The sequence below is a fragment of the Streptomyces sp. NPDC006463 genome (assembly GCF_042870715.1).
In the GTDB taxonomy this organism is placed as follows: domain Bacteria; phylum Actinomycetota; class Actinomycetes; order Streptomycetales; family Streptomycetaceae; genus Streptomyces.
The window spans coordinates 97,137-114,916 of record NZ_JBIAHP010000021.1; the positions used below are offsets into that span (position 1 = coordinate 97,137).

Below are 17,780 nucleotides of genomic sequence, written 5' to 3' on the forward strand. Positions count from 1 at the left end.
GGAGGACACGGCATGGCAGCCGAACAGCAGGACACGGCAGCACCGGCGGCGGTGCGTGAGCAGCACGCGCTGCTGGCCGAGCAGGTCGAGGAGCACCGCTTCCGGTACTACGTGAACGACCAGCCGGTCGTCAGCGACGCCGAGTTCGACAAGCTGCTGCGCTCGCTGGAGGCGCTGGAGGAGCAGTATCCGCAGCTGCGCACCCCCGACTCGCCGACCCAGAAGGTGGCCGGGGCGTACGAGACGGACTTCGCCTCCGTCGAGCACCGGGAGCGCATGCTCTCCCTCGACAACGCCTTCGACGACGAGGAACTGGCCGCTTGGGCCGAGCGGGTGGCCCGGGACGTGAACACGCCGGACTACCGCTACCTGTGCGAGCTGAAGGTGGACGGCCTCGCCGTCAACCTCACCTACGAGAACGGCCGGCTCACCCGCGCCGCCACCCGCGGCGACGGCCGCACCGGTGAGGACATCACGCCCAATGTCCGCACCATCGCCGAGATCCCGGACCGGCTGAAGGGCGACCGGATCCCGGCGCTCGTCGAGATCCGCGGCGAGGTCTACTTCCCGATGGAGAAGTTCGAGGAGCTGAACGCGAGACTCGTCGAGGCCGAGGGCAAGCCCTTCGCCAACCCGCGCAACGCCGCGGCCGGTTCGCTGCGCCAGAAGGACCCGAAGGTCACCGCGAGCCGCCCGCTGCACATGGTCGTCCACGGCATCGGCGCCCGCCAGGGCTTCGAGATCGAGCGCCAGTCGCAGGCGTACGAGCTGCTCCACGAGTGGGGCCTGCCCACCGCGCAGCACAACAAGGTGGTCTCCTCCCTCGCCGAGGTCCGGGAGTTCATCGCGTACTTCGGCGAGAACCGGCACTCGGTGGAGCACGAGATCGACGGCGTCGTCGTCAAGCTCGACGAGATCGCCCTCCAGGGCCGCCTCGGGTCCACCGCCCGCGCCCCGCGCTGGGCCATCGCCTGGAAGTACGCCCCCGAAGAGGTCAACACCAAGCTCATCGACATCAAGGTCGGCGTCGGGCGCACCGGGCGCGTGACCCCGTACGCGCAGGTGGAGCCGGTGACGGTGGCGGGCTCGGAGGTCGAGTTCGCGACGCTGCACAACCAGGAGGTCGTCAAGGCCAAGGGCGTTCTCATCGGGGACACCGTGGTACTGCGCAAGGCGGGCGACGTCATCCCCGAGATCCTCGGGCCGGTCGTGGACCTGCGGGACGGCAGCGAGCGCGAGTTCGTGATGCCCGCCGAGTGCCCCGAGTGCGGGACGGCGCTGCGGCCGATGAAGGAGGGGGACATCGACGTCCGGTGCCCCAACGCGCAGACCTGCCCCGCCCAGCTGCGCGAGCGGCTCTTCTACCTCGCCGGCCGGCAGAGCCTGGACATCGAGAACTTCGGCATGGTGGCGGCCGCCGCCCTGACCGGCCCGCTGGAGCCGGCCCAGCCGCCGCTGCTGGACGAGGGCGATCTGTTCGACCTCACCATCGAGCAGCTGCTGCCCATCAAGGCGTACGTCCTGGACCAGGACAGCGGACTGCCCAAGCGCGACCCGAAGACGGGCGAGGAAAAGATCGTCACGGTCTTCGCCAACCAGAAGGGCGAGCCGAAGAAGAACGCCCTGGCGATGCTGGAGAACATCGCGGCCGCCAAGGCCCGCCCGCTCGCCCGCATCATCAACGGCCTGTCCATCCGTCACGTCGGACCGGTCGCGGCCGAGGCGCTCGCCCGCGAGTTCCGGTCCATCGCGGCGATCGAGGCGGCGACCGAGGAACAGCTGACCGCCACCGACGGGGTCGGCGCGATCATCGCCGCCTCCCTCAAGGAGTGGTTCGCGGTCGACTGGCACCAGGAGATCCTGCGCAAGTGGCGGGAGGCAGGGGTGCGGATGGAGGAGGAAGGTTCCGCCGAGGAGGCGGGGCCGCGTCCGCTGGAGGGGCTGACCGTCGTCGTCACCGGCACTTTGCAGAGCCACACCCGGGACGGCGCGAAGGAGGCCCTGCAGAGGCGCGGGGCCAAGGTCACCGGTTCCGTCTCGAAGAAGACATCCTTCGTCGTGGTCGGCGACAACCCCGGCTCGAAGTACGACAAGGCCGTGCAGCTGAAGCTCTCCATCCTCGACGACGCCGGCTTCGAGGTGCTGCTGGAGCAGGGCCCGGACGCGGCACGGGAAGCGGCGCTGGCGGTGGACGGCGGCGGCGGAGCGGAGTAAGACCTCGGTAGGAAATCGGCCGACAGGCCCGACGGGAGTAGCGAAGGCGAACGGATGCGTAGGGTGCGGCCGTACGGGCGGGCGCACGCCGGGCGCGACGGACGGTGGTAAACGGCTGGTACAAGGCTGGTGGCAGGGCGGTGACCTGTCGGATCATCAGCTAGGTGACCAGGGGGTCCTGGTTCAAACTCACCCGTTCGGCGGATACCGTACTGATGAGGATGGCTGGGTCGCATTCGGGCAACCACCGCCGACCGCTGCCCCTGGGCCCCTCTCGCGTCCTACTGTTGAGGGGTGCGCCCCTCGTGCACGGCTGCAGGATGCGATTCCAGCCGTGATGGCACGACAACGGGGCCATTGCGTGACATCGGCATCGCCGGCTGTGAGAGGGACGGGCATGAAACCCACCGAAAGCGCCGACCCGTCACATGAATTCGGCGGGGACATCCCGTCCATGCGGGCGGGGCGGATGGGTGTCCTGGGGTCCAGGACACCGGAGACCCGGCCGCTCACGGCCGGCGGGCCCGGAGCGGGACGGCGTGGCATGCTGTCCTTCGCCGTCGTGGGCCTGTCCGTCGTGGTGCTCGCGGCCGGGATCGCCTCCTCGCTGACCCACCGTCATGCCCTTTTCCCCGGTGGCACGGTGGGCTGGGCGCTCGCCCTGCTCACCGGCATCATCGTCGGCCACCTCGTCGCGCTCGGCCGCGACCGCTGGTGGGGCGGCACCGGATCGGGCGCCGCACTCACCCTCGGCGTGCTCATCCTCTACGGGTGGGTGCCCGCCGGCCTCGTCTCGCTGGCGGTGGTCTCCCTGGTCGGGGCCGCCCGCCGGCACCGCTGGCGGCAGGGCCTGCTGCACGGTTCCGTGGACATCCTCGGCATCGCCGCGGGAGCCCTCGTACTCGCCGCCTTCGGCGAGGCCCCGTCCGTCGAGACCCCCTGGAACCCCACCACCTGGGGCCTGGACGCGGTGCCCGAGGTCGTCCTCGTCGCCGTCGCCTACCTGCTCGCCACCCGGGTCCTGCTGCGGATCGCGCTGGCCCCGCGCGGCGGCGGCCTGCCCACGGTCGCCCGTACGGCCCTGATCCGCCAAGCCTTAGTAGCCGTCGCCCTGCTCGGAATCGCCCCGCTGATCTGCGTCGTCGCTGTCACGCAGCCGGTGCTGCTGCCGCTGTTCGCCGTACCGCTGATCGCGCTCGACTCCACCCTGTGGATCGCCCGGGCACGCGCCGAGGAGCAGCTGCGGGATCCGCTGACCGGGCTGCCGAACCGGCAGTGGCTGCTGGAACGGGCCTGGAGCGCCCTGGACGAGGCTGAACGTTCGGGGACCCGGGCAGCTCTTGTGCTGATCGACCTGGACCGCTTCCGCGCGGTCAACGACACCCTGGGCCACCTGGCGGGCGACCGGCTCCTCCTCCAGATCGCCGACCGGCTGCGCCAGGCCCTGCCCGAGGAGGCCGAGGCGGCCCGGCTCGGCGGTGACGAGTTCGCCGTGCTGCTCCCCGTCGCCGACTCCACCACCAGCGCCCAGCGGATCGCCCGCCACCTGGTCGCGGAGCTCAGCTCCCCGCTGGACCTGGACGGCCTCACCCTCGTCCTGGAGGCCAGCGCCGGCCTCGCCGTCTTCCCCGACCACGCGCTGGACGCGGAGGGGCTGCTGCGGCGCGCGGACGTGGCGATGTACCAGGCGAAGCGCGACCGCACGGGCGTGGAGGTGTACGAGTCCAAGCGGGACAGCAACACGCCCGACCGCCTGGGCCTCCTCGGTGATCTCCGCCGGGCCCTCGACGCCGGTGAAGTGGAACTCCACTACCAGCCCAAGGTCCGCTTCGACGGGCAGGTCGCCGGGCTCGAAGCCCTGGTGCGCTGGGTGCATCCGGAACGCGGGCGGGTGTCCCCGGACGAGTTCATCGCGATCGCCGAGACCTCCGGCCTGATGCCGCACCTGACGGAGTACGTCCTGGAGACCGCCCTCGCGCAGGTGGCGCGCTGGCGGGCCCAGGGCCTGAAGGTCCCGGTGGCCGTCAACGTCTCGCCGCGCGACGTCCACACCCCGGGCTTCGCGGGAGCTGTGGCCGCGAGGCTGGCCCGGCACGGGGTCCCGGCGAGCGGCCTCCAGCTGGAGATAACGGAACACGTGCTGCTGGAGGACCCCCAGCGGGCGGCGGACACCATGGCGGGGCTCACCGGCCACGGCGTGAAGATGTCCCTGGACGACTTCGGCACGGGGTACTCCTCGCTGGTCCACCTGCGCCGGCTGCCGGTCAGCGAGCTGAAGATCGACCGGTCCTTCGTCGGGCGGCTCGCCGTCGACGCGCAGGACGCGGAGATCGTCCGCTGCACGGTGGACCTGGCGCACTCGCTGGGCCTGCTGGTCGTCGCGGAGGGCGTGGAGGACGACGAGACGTGGGAGCGGCTGCGGGACCTGGGCTGCGACGCGGTGCAGGGCTGGCTGGTCGCCGCCGCGATGCCGCCGCAGGAGGCCACCGCCTGGCTGCTGGCGCGCGGCGAGCGCGGCTGGCGCCGCCCGGCCGACATCTCGGCGGAGCTCGCGGCCGCGGAGGCCGACGCGGTCTGACCGGGGTCGGCCGCGGCGCCGTTCACCGGGCTCCGCCCCGGACCCCGGGCGGAGCCGGGGAGCCCCGCGCGGAGCCGGGGAGCCCCGCGCGGCGGGCCCGCGCCCGGCCTCGTACCGGCATCACCGCAAACCGTTTCGTGGGTCGGGGGCAGGGCCCCATAGGATTGGGTCCGAAACGAAACATCCACCCACCCCCAGAGGATCGCTGCATGCCTGGCATTACGCGCGAGGAGGTCGTCCACCTCGCTCGGCTGGCGCGCCTTGAGCTGTCCAGCAACGAGCTGGATCACTTCGCCGGACAGCTCGGCGACATCATCGGCGCGGTCGCCCGCGTTTCCGAGGTCGCCGACCAAGACGTCCCGCCGACCTCCCACCCGCTGCCCCTGACGAACGTCATGCGCGCGGACGAGGTCCGTCCCTCGCTCACCCCCGAGCAGGCGCTCTCCGGCGCTCCCGCCCAGGAGCAGCAGCGATTCAAGGTGCCGCAGATCCTGGGGGAGGACTAACAACCATGACCGACATCATCAAGCTCACGGCCGCCGAGACCGCCGAGAAGATCGCCTCCGGCGAGCTCACGGCCGTCGAGGTCACCGAGGCCCACCTGGCCCGCATCGACGCGACCGACGAGAAGGTCCACGCCTTCCTGCACGTCGACCGCGAAGGCGCGCTCGCCCAGGCCCGCGCCGTCGACGCCAAGCGCGCGGCCGGCGAGAAGCTCGGCCCGCTGGCCGGCGTGCCCCTCGCCCTCAAGGACATCTTCACCACCGTCGGGGTCCCGACGACCGTCGGTTCGAAGATCCTCGAAGGCTGGATCCCGCCGTACGACGCCACCCTGACGCGCAAGCTGAAGGAAGCCGACGTCGTCATCCTCGGCAAGACCAACATGGACGAGTTCGCCATGGGCTCCTCCACCGAGAACAGCGCCTACGGGCCCACCGGCAACCCGTGGGACCTCACCCGGATCCCCGGCGGCTCCGGCGGCGGCTCCGCGGCCGCGCTGGCCGCCTTCCAGGCCCCCCTCGCCATCGGCACGGACACCGGCGGCTCCATCCGCCAGCCCGCCGCCGTCACCGGCACGGTCGGCGTGAAGCCCACGTACGGCGGCGTCTCCCGCTACGGCATGGTGGCCTTCTCCTCCTCCCTCGACCAGGGCGGTCCCTGCGCCCGTACGGTCCTGGACGCGGCCCTCCTCCACGAGGTCATCGCCGGTCACGACCCGCTCGACTCCACCTCCATCGACGCCCCGGTCCCGCCGGTCGTCGAGGCCGCCCGCAACGGCTCCGTCGCCGGCATGCGCGTCGGCGTGGTCAAGCAGTTCGCCGGCGAGGGCTACCAGGCCGGTGTGGTCCAGCGCTTCAACGAGTCCGTGGAGCTCCTCAAGGATCTCGGCGCCGAGATCGTCGAGCTGGACTGCCCGTCCTTCGACCTCGCGATGGCCGCGTACTACTTGATCGCGCCGTCCGAGTGCTCCTCGAACCTGGCCCGCTTCGACGCCATGCGCTACGGCCTGCGCGTCGGCGACGACGGCACCAAGTCCGCCGAGGACGTCACCGCCCTGACGCGCGAAGCCGGCTTCGGCGACGAGGTCAAGCGCCGCGTCATCCTCGGCACGTACGCGCTCAGCTCCGGCTACTACGACGCGTACTACGGCTCCGCCCAGAAGGTCCGCACGCTCATCACGAAGGACTTCGAGAAGTCCTTCGAGCAGGTCGACGTGATCGTCTCCCCGACGACCCCGACCACCGCCTTCCCGATCGGTGAGCGCACCGACGACCCGCTGGCGATGTACCTCGCGGACCTGTGCACCATCCCGACCAACCTGGCCGGAAACTCCGCCATGTCGCTGCCCTGCGGCCTGGCGCCGGAGGACGGTCTCCCGGTCGGGCTGCAGATCATCGCCCCGGCGATGAAGGACGACCGGCTCTACAAGGTCGGCGCGGCCGTCGAGGCCGCCTTCGTCGCGCGCTGGGGTCACCCGCTGCTTGAGGAGGCACCGTCGCTGTGAGCACCAGTGCACTGTCCAAGGCCAAGGGCTTCAAGAAGTCCAAGACCGGCACCTACCTGTCGATCGGCACCACCGCCTTCGGCGCCATCAGCGTGATCAAGCAGGTCAAGAAGGCCCGCAGCGAGCACGACATGCTGAAGCTGGTCGACGCCGCCGTGTCCGCCGCCGCCATCGTCACCGGCCTCGCGATCCTGTACCGCGAGCTGAAGCGCCTGGGCGACGACGACGTCCTGCTGGGCTGAGAGGGAAAGTTTCACCGTGACCACCTTCACCGAACTGCTGTCGTACGAGGACGCTCTCGCCTCGTTCGACCCCGTCATGGGCCTTGAGGTCCATGTCGAGCTCGGCACCAAGACCAAGATGTTCTGCGGCTGTTCCACCGAGCTGGGCGCCGAGCCCAACTCGCAGACCTGCCCCACCTGCCTCGGTCTGCCCGGCTCCCTGCCGGTCGTCAACGCGATCGGCGTCGAGTCCGCCATCAAGATCGGTCTCGCGCTGAACTGCGAGATCGCCGAATGGTGCCGCTTCGCCCGGAAGAACTACTTCTATCCGGACATGCCGAAGAACTTCCAGACCTCCCAGTACGACGAGCCCATCGCCTTCAACGGCTTCCTGGACGTCCAGCTGGAGGACGGCGAGATCTTCCGCGTGGAGATCGAGCGCGCCCACATGGAGGAGGACACCGGCAAGTCGCTGCACGTCGGCGGCGCCACCGGCCGTATCCACGGCGCGTCCCACTCCCTGCTGGACTACAACCGCGCCGGCATCCCGCTCATCGAGATCGTCACCAAGCCGATCGAGGGAGCGGGCGAGCGCGCCCCCGAGGTCGCCAAGGCGTACGTCGCCGAGCTGCGCGAGGTCATCAAGGCGCTCGGCGTCTCCGAGGCCCGCATGGACAAGGGCCAGATGCGCTGCGACGTGAACCTGTCGCTGCGCCCCAGCCCCGAGGCGCCCTTCGGCACCCGCTCGGAGACCAAGAACGTCAACTCGCTGCGCTCCGTCGAGCGCGCGGCCCGCTTCGAGATCCAGCGCCATGCGGCGGTGCTCTCGTCGGGCGGGACGATCGTGCAGGAGACCCGGCACTTCCACGAGGAGGACGGCTCCACCACGGCCGGCCGCATCAAGGACAACGCCGAGGACTACCGGTACTTCCCGGAGCCCGACCTGGTCCCCGTCGCCCCGGCCCGCGACTGGGTCGAGGAGCTGCGCGCCGGCCTCCCCGAGATGCCGCGCGTGCGCCGCAACCGGCTGCGCGAGGAGTGGGGCGTCAGCGAGCACGACATGCAGTCGATCCTCAACGCGGGCGCGGTGGACTCCATCGTCGCCACGATCGAGGCGGGTGCCGACTCGGCCGCCGCGCGCAAGTGGTGGATGGGCGAGCTGGCGCGCAACGCCAACGAGCAGGGCGTCGTCGTCGACGAGCTGCCCGTCACCCCGGCCCAGGTGGCCCGGGTCGCGGCGCTGGTCGCCGACGGTTCGCTCAACGACAAGCTCGCCCGCAAGGTGTTCGAAGGCGTCCTCGCAGGTGAGGGCAGCCCGGACGAGGTCGTCGAGAAGCGCGGCCTGAAGGTCGTCTCGGACGAGGGCGCGCTCGGCGCGGCCGTGGACGAGGCCATCGCGGGCAACGCGGCCATCGCGGACAAGATCCGCGGCGGCAAGGTCGCGGCCGTCGGCGCGCTGGTCGGCGCGGTCATGAAGACCACCCGCGGCCAGGCCGACGCCGCGCGCGTCAAGGAGCTCATCCTGGAGAAGCTGGGCGTCTCCGAGTAGCAGCCCCTGTGCATGCAGGGCGGCCCCGCACCGGATCCCGGTGCGGGGCCGTCGGCGTCTCCGCGTCAGCGGGTGAGCTGCGGGGCGGCGATCACGACGGTGCCGTTGTTGCAGCCCATGTCCACCTTGACGCGCAGCCGCAGGGCCCCGGTCACGTCCACCGACTGGGTGACGGGCTTGCCGAGTTCGACGAGCTCGGAGAAGGCCGCGGGCTTGCCGTCGAGGGCTACGGTGACCCGGCCCTTCTGGTTCGTGGAGCCGTCGTCGATCCCGGCGGTGAACTCCAGGTGCTTCCACTCGCGGTTGAGGTCGAACTCCGTGATCGCCTCGTCGTTGCAGTCGGGCTCCGCGATGAAGGCGGTCCCGTACTGCTTGGTGTTGATCTTCGCTGAACCGATCCTGAAATTGCCCAGACCCGATACGGGTGCCATGACGGTCAGATCGGCGGCCTTGATGTCCGGAGCGAAGCCGGAGGGCGATTTGGACCCCGTCGCACCGGGCTCGGTGGACGGGCCGTCGCTGCTCTCGCCGCTGTCGCTGACCGATGGGGAGGGGGTCGGGGACTCCGATTCCGCCGGGTCAAAGGAGGGGCTGGATCCGACGGACTGCTTGCTGTCCGTAGCCCGGTCGGTCCCCTTGTCCTTGTCGCCGAGCAGTCGTACGCCGAGAACCGCGAGCGCCGCCACGACCACCACGGTGGCCACCGAGCCGAGGATCAGGCCGGTCCGGCGCTTTCCGGGGCGGGGCGGCTCCGGGGCCGGGGCCGTGGACGTGGGCGGCGCCAGGCTGTACGTCGCCCCGTACCCGGTGGGCACCGTCGCGGGCAGGGGCTCCGGCAGGGGCTCCGGCAGGGCCTCCGTTACGGGGACGGGCGCAGGTGCTGGGGTCGGCGCGGGTGTCGGCGCGGGCGTCGGGGACGCCGGGGCGTACGCGGGCGGCGGCGGCACGTACGGAGTCGGAGCCGCCGCGGGCTTCGCCGGGGCCGCGTCCTGCACCGCCCGCTGCGAGGTGGAGGAGGTGGTCGTGGACACGACCGCGTGCCGGACGTCCTTCATCCACCCGGCCAGGCTCACCGGCCGCTCGGCGGGATCGCCCGCGCAGATGGAGGTGATCCGGTCCCGCTGCGAGGCGTCCAGCACGGCGAGCTGCGGGAGCGCGGCCATCGCCCAGGCCAGCTGGTCCGGCGAATTGGGCGGGGACTCACCGCTCAGCATGAAGTACGCGATCGCCCCGAAGGCGTACCGGTCCGTGCCCGGGGTGCGCTTGCCGTCGAAGACTTCGGGGGCCGCGTACCCGGGGGTGAACCAGACCTCCGCCGTCTGGTGGTCGGCGGTCAGCTTGCTGAGGCCGAAGTCCACCAGGGTGGCCTGCCCGTGCGCGTCGACCATCACGTTGCCGGGGGAGAGGTCGCCGTGGATGACCTGGCGCCCGGACGGGGTGGCCTTCCCCGAGTGCAACCAGTCCAGTACCTCGGCCAGTTGCTCCAGCGTGCGCATCACCTCGCGCCGCTCGGCGGCGGTGGCGAGCGTCCGCTCCGCCCTCCAGTCGCGCAGGTCGAGCCCGTCGACGTGGTTCATGACGAGCACGAGCGCCCGCCCCGTCAGGGTCGAGGACTCGCCGGGCCGGTGGATCGGCGGCCCCTCGAAGTGCTCCCGTACGCCGACCACACCGGGCCGGTGGACGAACCGCAGCAGCTCGGCCTGCTCGTTCCACTTCTGGCTGATCCGGTCGAAGATCTCGGGCGTGATGGTCGTCTTGGAGTCGAGCACCTTGACGACCACGGGTTCGGATCCGCCGGCGAGCTCGATCTCCGCGAGGTAGAGCACGGCCTCCCCGCCGCGCCCGATCGACCGGAGCAAGCGGTAGCGGTCCGCCGCCGAGTCCGGCCCGATGTGCAGGTTCTGGCTGGTCAATTTCCCCCCAGCGCCAGTGGTTTGATTGGGGATCAGCTTCCAGCCGTCAGGCGTGCGGGGTCAATGGGAATCGGGATCCCGTTAGGGTGACGACCCGAGCGGAAACGGCTCGACGCGCCGCCCACCTCCAGCTCCTACACCGCCGAGCAGTTGTACGCCGGTCAGCAGATCTCCTGAGAAGACGCCGGCGCGCCGAGGAAGGCCAGGCGGGCCCGCTTGGCCGGGAGGTAGACCTCGGGCAGGTCGATCTCCGGGAGTTCGACCTCCGGGCCGAGTACGAAACCGGAGCGTTCCAGGAGGCCGACGGCCTTGGCGTTGCGGGCGTCCGGCTCGGCGACCACGCGCCGGGCGCCGCCGTCGGAGAACACGTAGGCGAGGAAGGCGGATATCAGGCCCGCGGTGAAGCCGTGTTGGGCCGCGCCCGTGCCGGGGCCGATCAGCAGGTGCACGCCGACGTCGCCGGGCTGGACCTCGTAGCACTCACTGACCCGGTCCTCGGCGCAGTCGTACGTCTGGAACAGCGCGACCTGCTCGCCTTCGCGCGCGATCATGAACGCGTGGTGGGTGGTGCGGCGGTCGACGTCCTCGTAGATCTCCTGGACCAGCTCGCGGCTGGCCTCGCCCATGCCCCAGAAGCGGGCGCGCTCCTGCGTGACCCAGCTGTGGATGAGGGCGGAGTCGGCGGCCGGGTCGACCGGCGTGATGGTGACCGTGCCGAAGCCTTCGACGAGGTGGGTGTACACGGGCTGCCGGGCGGAGGTGGCGGCGGAGGCGGAGCTCATATCGATTCCTTGGTGAGCCGGGTCCAGTCGGTGACGACCGGGACGAGTTCGCACCGCGCCCACAGCGGGAGCTGGTCGCGGTGGTGGGGTGAGCCGGTGACGCCGTCCGCGCCGAGCGGGACCGCCCAGAGGCTGTCCTCGCGGCGGGCCAGGTCCCAGACGTAGCGGGCCGCCGAGGCGCGGGCGGTGAGGTCGGTGAAGCCGGGGACGGAGGAGGTGGCGTTCACACAGTCGTGGTCGCCGCCGAGGCCGGGCCACCGTGCCTCATGGTCCGGCAGCGCCGACCAGGGGGAGAGACGGTGTACCTCCGCCCAGGGGGTGTCGGGCGCACCGGTCGCGGCCGTCTCCTCCAAGGCGGCGCGGACGTGCGCCACGCGGTCGAGGCCCGGGAGGAGCGAGGTGGTGAGCAGGCCTTCGAGGGCGTAGCCGACCCGGGGGACCAGGTACAGCCAGGGGTGGAACACCTCCGGGCCGGTGGGCGCTCCGGCCAGGTCCGCGAAGACGGGGTCGGCGGCGAGACGGCGTACGACCCCGGTCCGCAGGGCCGAGAAGACGGTGGCGTCGGTGCTGTCGGCCGCCATGCGGCGGTCCCAGGCCAGCAGCCGGGTGCGCAGGGCCTGCGCCGCGGGGGACAGGCCGTCGAGCGCGGGCAGCAGGGCGAGCAGCGGTTCTGCGGAGGCGAGGTGCGTGTCGGCGTGTACGTCGGCCATCGCCTTCGGGGACCAGTCCGTGGAGCCGCTGAGCAGCTCGCGGATGCGGTTGGCGCGGTGCGGGGGCGCGAACTCCACGCCGAGCGGGGAGGCGATCCCGCGGGCGTTCGCCATGACGGCGAAGCCCTGCACGGGCTCGGCGGGGGTCGGGGCCCAGCCCTGCCAGACGTACCGCTGGTCCCACGCGGGCACGGGCCGCAGCCGGTTGGCGGGATCGCGCAGTGGCACGGCGCCCGCGACACGGTGCAGCAGGCCGCCCGCCGAGTCGGCGGCGTGGACGACGTTGACCGGCTCGGCCCAGCCGTCGAGGGCGCGGTCGATGTCCGCGACGGTACGGGCGCGCAGCAGGGCGGGGAGGGCGGCGAAGCCGAGGTCGCGGCGGACGCGGGGCGGGTAGCGCAGCGAGAGGGTCTCCTCGCCTTCGCGGACGACGACCGGGCCGCGGGCGGTCTCCAGCACCTCGACCTCGATGTCCGCGCCGTCGGCAACGGTGATGGTCTCGGTGTGGCGGGCGACGGCCTCCCAGCCGCCGTCCGGGCCGAGCGCCTCCAGGGTGGGGCCTTCCTCGCGCAGCCGCTCGACGTACAGGTCCTGGTAGTCGGCCATCGCGTTGGTGATGGCCCAGGCGGCGGTGCCGCTGTGCCCGAAGTGGGCGAGGCCCGGGACGCCGGGGACGGCCAGGCCGAGGACGTCGTACTCCGGACAGGAGATGCGTATCTGCTGGTAGACGCCCGGGTCCTCGATGAATCGGTGCGGGTCGCCCGCGATGATCGCCGCGCCGGTGGAGGTGCGGTCGCCCGGCACCAGCCAGCCGTTGCTGCCGGCCGTGCCGGGGCCGTCGGTGGCGAAGAGGGTGACCGCCTCCTCGCCCAGGGCGCGGGCCACGCGCTCGCGCCACAGCTTGGTGGCGAAGCCGGCGAACAGCACGTGGGTGGCGGTCCAGACGGCGAGCGGAACCCACGGCTCCCAGGGGGTGGGGGTGAGGCCGGTGCGGGCGAAGCGCTCGTCGCGGGCGGCGCCGGCGCTCAGCCCGTCATTGACGCCGTCGACGTAGGCGCCGACCCAGGCGGCGGTCTCCGGGTCGAGGGCTGCGTGGCAGCGGCGGGTGGTGTCGTCGATGCGGCACTGGCGGGCGAACGTGTCCCAGGCCACGCAGTCCGCGCCGAGGAAGGAGGCGCTGGAGCCCTGGGCGCGGTGGCGTTCGACCTCCAGCTGCCAGGCACGGTCGAAGGCGGTGACGCGTCCCTGGGCGTAGGCGAGGCCGAGGGCGTCGGCGGCGCGGAGGTGGGGGATGCCCCAGGGGTCGCGGTAGACCTCGTACTTCCCGTACTCCCCGAACGCGCCGATGCTCTCGCCGCTCGCACTGCTCACACTGCTCACACTCTTCCCCGGGGTGCATTAGGTTAGGCTGTCCTAACTATAAAGGTGTCCGGGAAGAGTTCGGTCCCTGAGCCGCTCCGAGCCGCTCCGAGCCGGGCTCAGGCGCCGGTGGCGCCGTCGATCGCCTCGCGGAGCAGGTCGGCGTGGCCGTTGTGGCGCGCGTACTCGTGGATGAGGTGGAGCATGAGCAGGCGCAGCGAGGCCTCCTCCTTCCAGCTCGGCACGTACGCCGTCACGTCCAGGGATTCCGCGGCGGCCTCGATGCGGCGGGCGTGGGCGACCTCCGCCTCCCAGGCGGCGAACGCCTCGGCACGACCGGACCCGGAGGCGTCGTAGGCGGCCTGGAAGTCGTGGGTGTCCGACCATAGGTGGGGAAGGTCCTCGCCGCTCAGGACGCGGCGGAACCAGTGCCGCTCGACCTCGGCCATGTGCCGCACCAGCCCCAGCAGGGACAGGGTTGACGGGGGCGACGAGGCCCGCCGCAGCTGTTCGTCGTCGAGGCCTTCGCACTTCCAGGCGAGGGTGGCCCGGTGGTAGTCGAGGTAGGCCCGGAGCGTCTCGCGCTCGCGGCCGGTCAGAGGCGGGTCGATGCGTTCCATGCCGATGATCATGCCCGCCGGGTGCCGTCGCCCGGAAGACCGTCGACGAGGCCGGACCGATCGGCGGACCGGTCGGTGGGGCGGTCCTGCCCGCGCGTCCACACGTACGGCACCGTCACGCCCAGCACGCCGAACCCCAGCCGCTCCAGGATCGGGCGGCTGTCGGCGGAGGCGTCCACCTGGAGGTACGGGATCCCGCGCTCGGCCGCCACGCGGGCCCTGTGGGCGACCAGCAGTCGGTAGATGCCGCGGCCGCGCCACCGGGGGTCCGTGCCGCCGCCCCACAGGCCCGCGAACGGGGCGCCCGGCGGCATCTCCATCCGGGCCGCGCTCACCGGGACGTCGCCCGCCATCGCCACGACGGCCTCGATGGTGTCCGGCTCGTGCCGCAGCAGGCTCAGTACCTGCTCCCGGATCTGCGGCCGCTCGGTTCCGAAGGCCCGCGTGTGGGCGTCCATCATCAGGTCCACCCCCGCCTCGTCCGTCACCACCCGCAGCGTGACGCCCTGCGGCGGCTCCACCTTGAGCGCGGCGAGCTCCTGCGTCCGGCCGACCATCAGCGTCTCGGCCGGCTCCGGCACGAAGCCGGCCGCCCGCAGCCGTTCCCCCAGGTCCGCCGGCCGGTCGTAGTCGTAGAGCTTCCACTCGAACTCGGACGTCCCCAGCGCATCGAAGTACGCGACCTGCGCCGCGATCTCCGCGTCCGCCGTCCCCTCGTCGAGGTCCGACCAGAGCACGCCGTTCCAGCCGGCCCCGGGCACGGTCTGCCGTACGACCGCGCGGGCCCGTTCCACGCGGGCCGACGCCGCGTCCGGCTGCGCGCCGCGGCGCATCCGGGCGTCGTAGTCGGCCCGCACCCGGCGGAGTTCGTCACGATCCATCGTCACCATCGGCCCAGCTCATCAGTGGCCGACCGGTCCCACAACTGCATTAACCTCACCCCGTGAACCACGACTCCACCATCTACACCGGCAAGGCCACCCCCGACGCAGCGGCCGACCGAGGCTGGCTCCTCGGCCACTTCAAGGACCCCGCCGACCCCCGCCACAGCGAGGACGTGGAGATCAAATGGGGTGTCCACCCGAAGGGCGACGAGCGGGAGCGCTGGGCGACCGCGGAGAAGCGGACCGCGCTGCTGGTACTGATCAGCGGGCGTTTCCGGCTGGAGTTCCCGGGGCGGACCGTCGTCCTCGCCGAGCAGGGGGACTACGTGCTCTGGGGGCGCGGAGTCGACCACTCCTGGTACGCGGAGGAGGACGCGGTGGTCCTCACCGTCCGGTGGCCCTCGATCCCCGGCTACCGGGTCGACGAACCCGATGACCAGGGCCGCCCCGAGCCGTCCGGCCCGCCTGCGGGGTGAGCGACGTCCCGCCCCTCCCGGTTCCCCCCGGGGCTGTGACGATGCACACGAAAGGGGCCAACGATCACGAAACGCTGAGATCGTCTGGATGTAGACCATCTTGGCCGCACTCCCGGGGCGATCCCCCGAACCGTCGGCCGGGCCTTCACGAGTTCAAGCGTTCTTTGCGACGGGCTGTCTCCCGGTAAAGATCCGAACCACCAGGGAGCACGTTTCCGTTGGCAGCACTCGCGCGATGGTGCATGCGGCACCGACTCCTCGCCGTCATGATCTGGCTGCTCACCCTCGGGGGGACCGCGGCGGCCGCGGTGACCGCCGGGTCGGCGTTCTCCAACGACTACGAGGTCCCCGGCACCGAGTCCGGCAGGGCGGGTGACCTCCTGCGGGAGGGCTTCCACGGCCAGGGCGGAGACACCGACACCATCGTGTGGCGCGCCCCGGAGCATCAGAGCGCCCGCACCCCGGACGTCCAGCAGCGCATGACCCGGGCACTCGACGCCGTGGCCGCGCTCCCCGGCGTCGGATCGGTCGCCGGCCCCTACGGCCCGGGCCAAGACAGCGCCGCCCAGATCAGCCCCGACGGGCGCACCGCCTACGCCGTGGTGACCTTCGAGCGGCCGGCCGACGCCGTACCCAAGGCCCAGGCCCAGGCGGTCGTCGACGCGGCGAAGAACCCGGCCACCGAGGCCGACGGCCTCCAGGTCGAACTCGGCGGACGCGCCGTCGGGCTGACCGAGGCGCCCACCGCGCACCTCGCCGAAGTCATCGGTGTCGCCGTCGCGGCGCTGGTCCTCTTCCTCGCCTTCGGCTCGCTCGCCGCGAGCCTGCTGCCCATCGCGACCGCCCTGGTCAGCGTGGGCACCGCCTATTTCGGCATCACCCTGCTCGGCCACGCGATGCCGGTCGCCGACTTCGCGCCGATGCTCGGCACCCTCGTCGGCCTCGGCGTCGGCATCGACTACGCGCTGTTCATCGTCACCCGGCACCGCAAGGGCCTCGCGCGCGGACTCCCCGTCGAGGAGGCGGCCGAGAACGCCGTCGCCACCACCGGCCGGGCCGTCGTCTTCGCCGGAGCCACCGTCTGCATCGCACTGCTCGGCATGCTGGTGCTGCGGCTCAACTTCCTGAACGGCGTCGCGATAGCCGCCTCCGTGACGGTGGTCCTCACGGTCGCCGCCTCGGTCACGCTGCTGCCCGCCCTCCTCTCGTACATCGGCACGCGCGCCCTCTCGCGCCGCGAGCGCCGCAGACTCGCCGCCGACGGCCCGAGGCCCGAACACACCACCGGCTTCGCCGCCCGCTGGTCCGCCTTCGTGGAACGGCACCCCAAACTGCTCGGGACCGTCGCCACCGCGGTCATGCTGGTGCTGGCACTGCCCACCCTCTTCCTCCACCTCGGCACATCCGACCAGGGCAACAACCCGGCCGGCTCCACCACCCGGCAGGCCTACGACCTGCTGGCCGAAGGTTTCGGGCCCGGCACGAACGGCCCCCTCGCCGTGGTCGCCCGCCTGGACGGCGCCGGCGACCGCCTCGCCGTCGACCGCCTGGCCGAGGCGCTCCGTACGACCGAGGGCGTCGCCTCCACCGGCCCGGCCGTCCTCAACCGCAGCGGGGACACCGCCGTCCTCACTGTCGTACCGGACTCCGCCCCCCAGTCCCGGGCCACGAGCGACCTCGTCGACAGACTCCGCGAGGACGTCATCCCGCGCGCCGGGCACGGCAACTCCATGGAGGTCCACGTCGGTGGCGTGACGGCCGGCTACGACGACTTCGCCGGGGTCATCATCGGGAAACTGCCGCTCTTCGTCGGAGTGGTCATCACCCTCGGCTGCGTGCTCCTGCTGCTGGCCTTCCGGTCCATCGGCATCCCGCTCAAGGCGGCGGTCATGAATATCGCCGCCGTCGCCTCCTCCTTCGGAGTCGTCGTGGCGGTCTTCCAATGGGGCTGGGGCAGCGAGCTGCTCGGCCTGGGCAGCGCCGGGCCGATCGAACCCTTCCTGCCCGTGATCATGGTGTCCGTGCTGTTCGGACTGTCGATGGACTACCAGGTCTTCCTCGTCAGCCGGATGTACGAGGAATGGCTGGAGACCGGTGACAACAAGCGGGCCGTCCGCGTGGGCCTCACCGAGACCAGCCGGGTCATCAACTCGGCCGCCGTCATCATGATCTCCGTCTTCCTGGCCTTCGTCCTCAGCGGCGACCGGATCATCGCGATGTTCGGCATCGCCCTCGCCGCGGCCGTGGCCCTCGACGCCTTCGTGCTGCGCACCCTCCTCGTCCCGGCCCTGATGCACATGCTCGGCGGCGCCAACTGGTGGCTGCCCGCCTGGCTCGACCGGCGGCTGCCCCGGATCAGCATCGAGCCCCCGGAACGCCTCCCCCATGCGAAACTTCCGGCACAGCGGCCGAGCGATGACAGCGCGGAGCCGGCTGACTCCGTACCCGTGTCCCGCTGACCAGCCGTAA

13 protein-coding genes are annotated in these 17,780 nt (G+C 71.9%); 8 read left to right on the forward strand and 5 right to left on the reverse strand.

Annotated elements, in window-relative coordinates:
• Positions 1 to 12 precede the first annotated feature (12 nt).
• The 6 genes from ligA to gatB all read left to right on the forward strand — a co-directional run bounded on the left by ligA (position 13) and on the right by gatB (position 8,567).
• Positions 13 to 2,214: an NAD-dependent DNA ligase LigA gene (gene ligA, locus ACFYOB_RS31150; RefSeq protein WP_388565468.1), complete on the forward strand. Its 2,202-nt coding sequence runs from the start codon at positions 13 to 15 to the stop codon at positions 2,212 to 2,214.
• Positions 2,215 to 2,758: 544 nt separating this feature from the next.
• Complete coding sequence (locus tag ACFYOB_RS31155) at positions 2,759 to 4,792, forward strand: putative bifunctional diguanylate cyclase/phosphodiesterase (RefSeq protein ID WP_388565588.1); 2,034 nt, start codon at positions 2,759 to 2,761, stop codon at positions 4,790 to 4,792.
• Between the two features lie 209 nt (positions 4,793 to 5,001).
• On the forward strand, positions 5,002 to 5,298 hold the full coding sequence (gene gatC / locus ACFYOB_RS31160) for an Asp-tRNA(Asn)/Glu-tRNA(Gln) amidotransferase subunit GatC (protein WP_030010586.1): 297 nt from the start codon (positions 5,002 to 5,004) through the stop codon (positions 5,296 to 5,298).
• 5 nt (positions 5,299 to 5,303) lie between these two features.
• Positions 5,304 to 6,797, forward strand: a complete 1,494-nt coding sequence (gene gatA / locus ACFYOB_RS31165; protein WP_388565471.1) for an Asp-tRNA(Asn)/Glu-tRNA(Gln) amidotransferase subunit GatA — start codon at positions 5,304 to 5,306, stop codon at positions 6,795 to 6,797.
• Positions 6,794 to 7,039 (forward strand): hypothetical protein, encoded by a 246-nt coding sequence (locus tag ACFYOB_RS31170; protein ID WP_388565474.1) that lies wholly within the window; start codon positions 6,794 to 6,796, stop codon positions 7,037 to 7,039. The genes gatA and ACFYOB_RS31170 overlap by 4 nt, the downstream gene beginning before the upstream one ends.
• Before the next feature lie 16 nt (positions 7,040 to 7,055).
• Positions 7,056 to 8,567, forward strand: coding sequence for an Asp-tRNA(Asn)/Glu-tRNA(Gln) amidotransferase subunit GatB (gene gatB, locus ACFYOB_RS31175; RefSeq protein WP_388565476.1), 1,512 nt, complete (start codon positions 7,056 to 7,058; stop codon positions 8,565 to 8,567).
• A gap of 65 nt (positions 8,568 to 8,632) precedes the next feature.
• Here the strand turns inward: gatB and ACFYOB_RS31180 are convergent, their stop codons facing one another.
• The 5 genes from ACFYOB_RS31180 to ACFYOB_RS31200 all read right to left on the reverse strand — a co-directional run bounded on the left by ACFYOB_RS31180 (position 8,633) and on the right by ACFYOB_RS31200 (position 14,832).
• Positions 8,633 to 10,480 carry a protein kinase gene (locus tag ACFYOB_RS31180; protein ID WP_388565478.1) on the reverse strand — a complete coding sequence of 616 codons (1,848 nt, stop codon included), beginning with the start codon at positions 10,478 to 10,480 and terminating at the stop codon, positions 8,633 to 8,635.
• 161 nt (positions 10,481 to 10,641) lie between these two features.
• Positions 10,642 to 11,262, reverse strand: a complete 621-nt coding sequence (locus ACFYOB_RS31185) for a GNAT family N-acetyltransferase (RefSeq protein WP_388565480.1) — start codon at positions 11,260 to 11,262, stop codon at positions 10,642 to 10,644.
• A complete protein-coding gene (locus tag ACFYOB_RS31190; RefSeq protein ID WP_388565483.1) occupies positions 11,259 to 13,343 on the reverse strand; it encodes a penicillin acylase family protein in 2,085 nt (694 codons plus the stop codon). The genes ACFYOB_RS31185 and ACFYOB_RS31190 overlap by 4 nt, the downstream gene beginning before the upstream one ends.
• Before the next feature lie 107 nt (positions 13,344 to 13,450).
• Positions 13,451 to 13,951, reverse strand: coding sequence for a DinB family protein (locus ACFYOB_RS31195; RefSeq protein ID WP_388565486.1), 501 nt, complete (start codon positions 13,949 to 13,951; stop codon positions 13,451 to 13,453).
• An 8-nt stretch (positions 13,952 to 13,959) separates the two neighbouring features.
• Positions 13,960 to 14,832 carry a GNAT family N-acetyltransferase gene (locus ACFYOB_RS31200; protein ID WP_388565591.1) on the reverse strand — a complete coding sequence of 291 codons (873 nt, stop codon included), beginning with the start codon at positions 14,830 to 14,832 and terminating at the stop codon, positions 13,960 to 13,962.
• 62 nt (positions 14,833 to 14,894) lie between these two features.
• On the opposite strand from ACFYOB_RS31200, the gene ACFYOB_RS31205 reads away from it, so the two are divergent.
• Together ACFYOB_RS31205 and ACFYOB_RS31210 are read left to right on the forward strand one after the other, a co-directional pair.
• Positions 14,895 to 15,311, forward strand: coding sequence for a signal peptidase I (locus ACFYOB_RS31205; protein WP_388565488.1), 417 nt, complete (start codon positions 14,895 to 14,897; stop codon positions 15,309 to 15,311).
• Between the two features lie 218 nt (positions 15,312 to 15,529).
• Positions 15,530 to 17,770: an MMPL family transporter gene (locus ACFYOB_RS31210; RefSeq protein WP_388565490.1), complete on the forward strand. Its 2,241-nt coding sequence runs from the start codon at positions 15,530 to 15,532 to the stop codon at positions 17,768 to 17,770.
• The last annotated feature ends 10 nt before the right edge of the window (positions 17,771 to 17,780 follow it).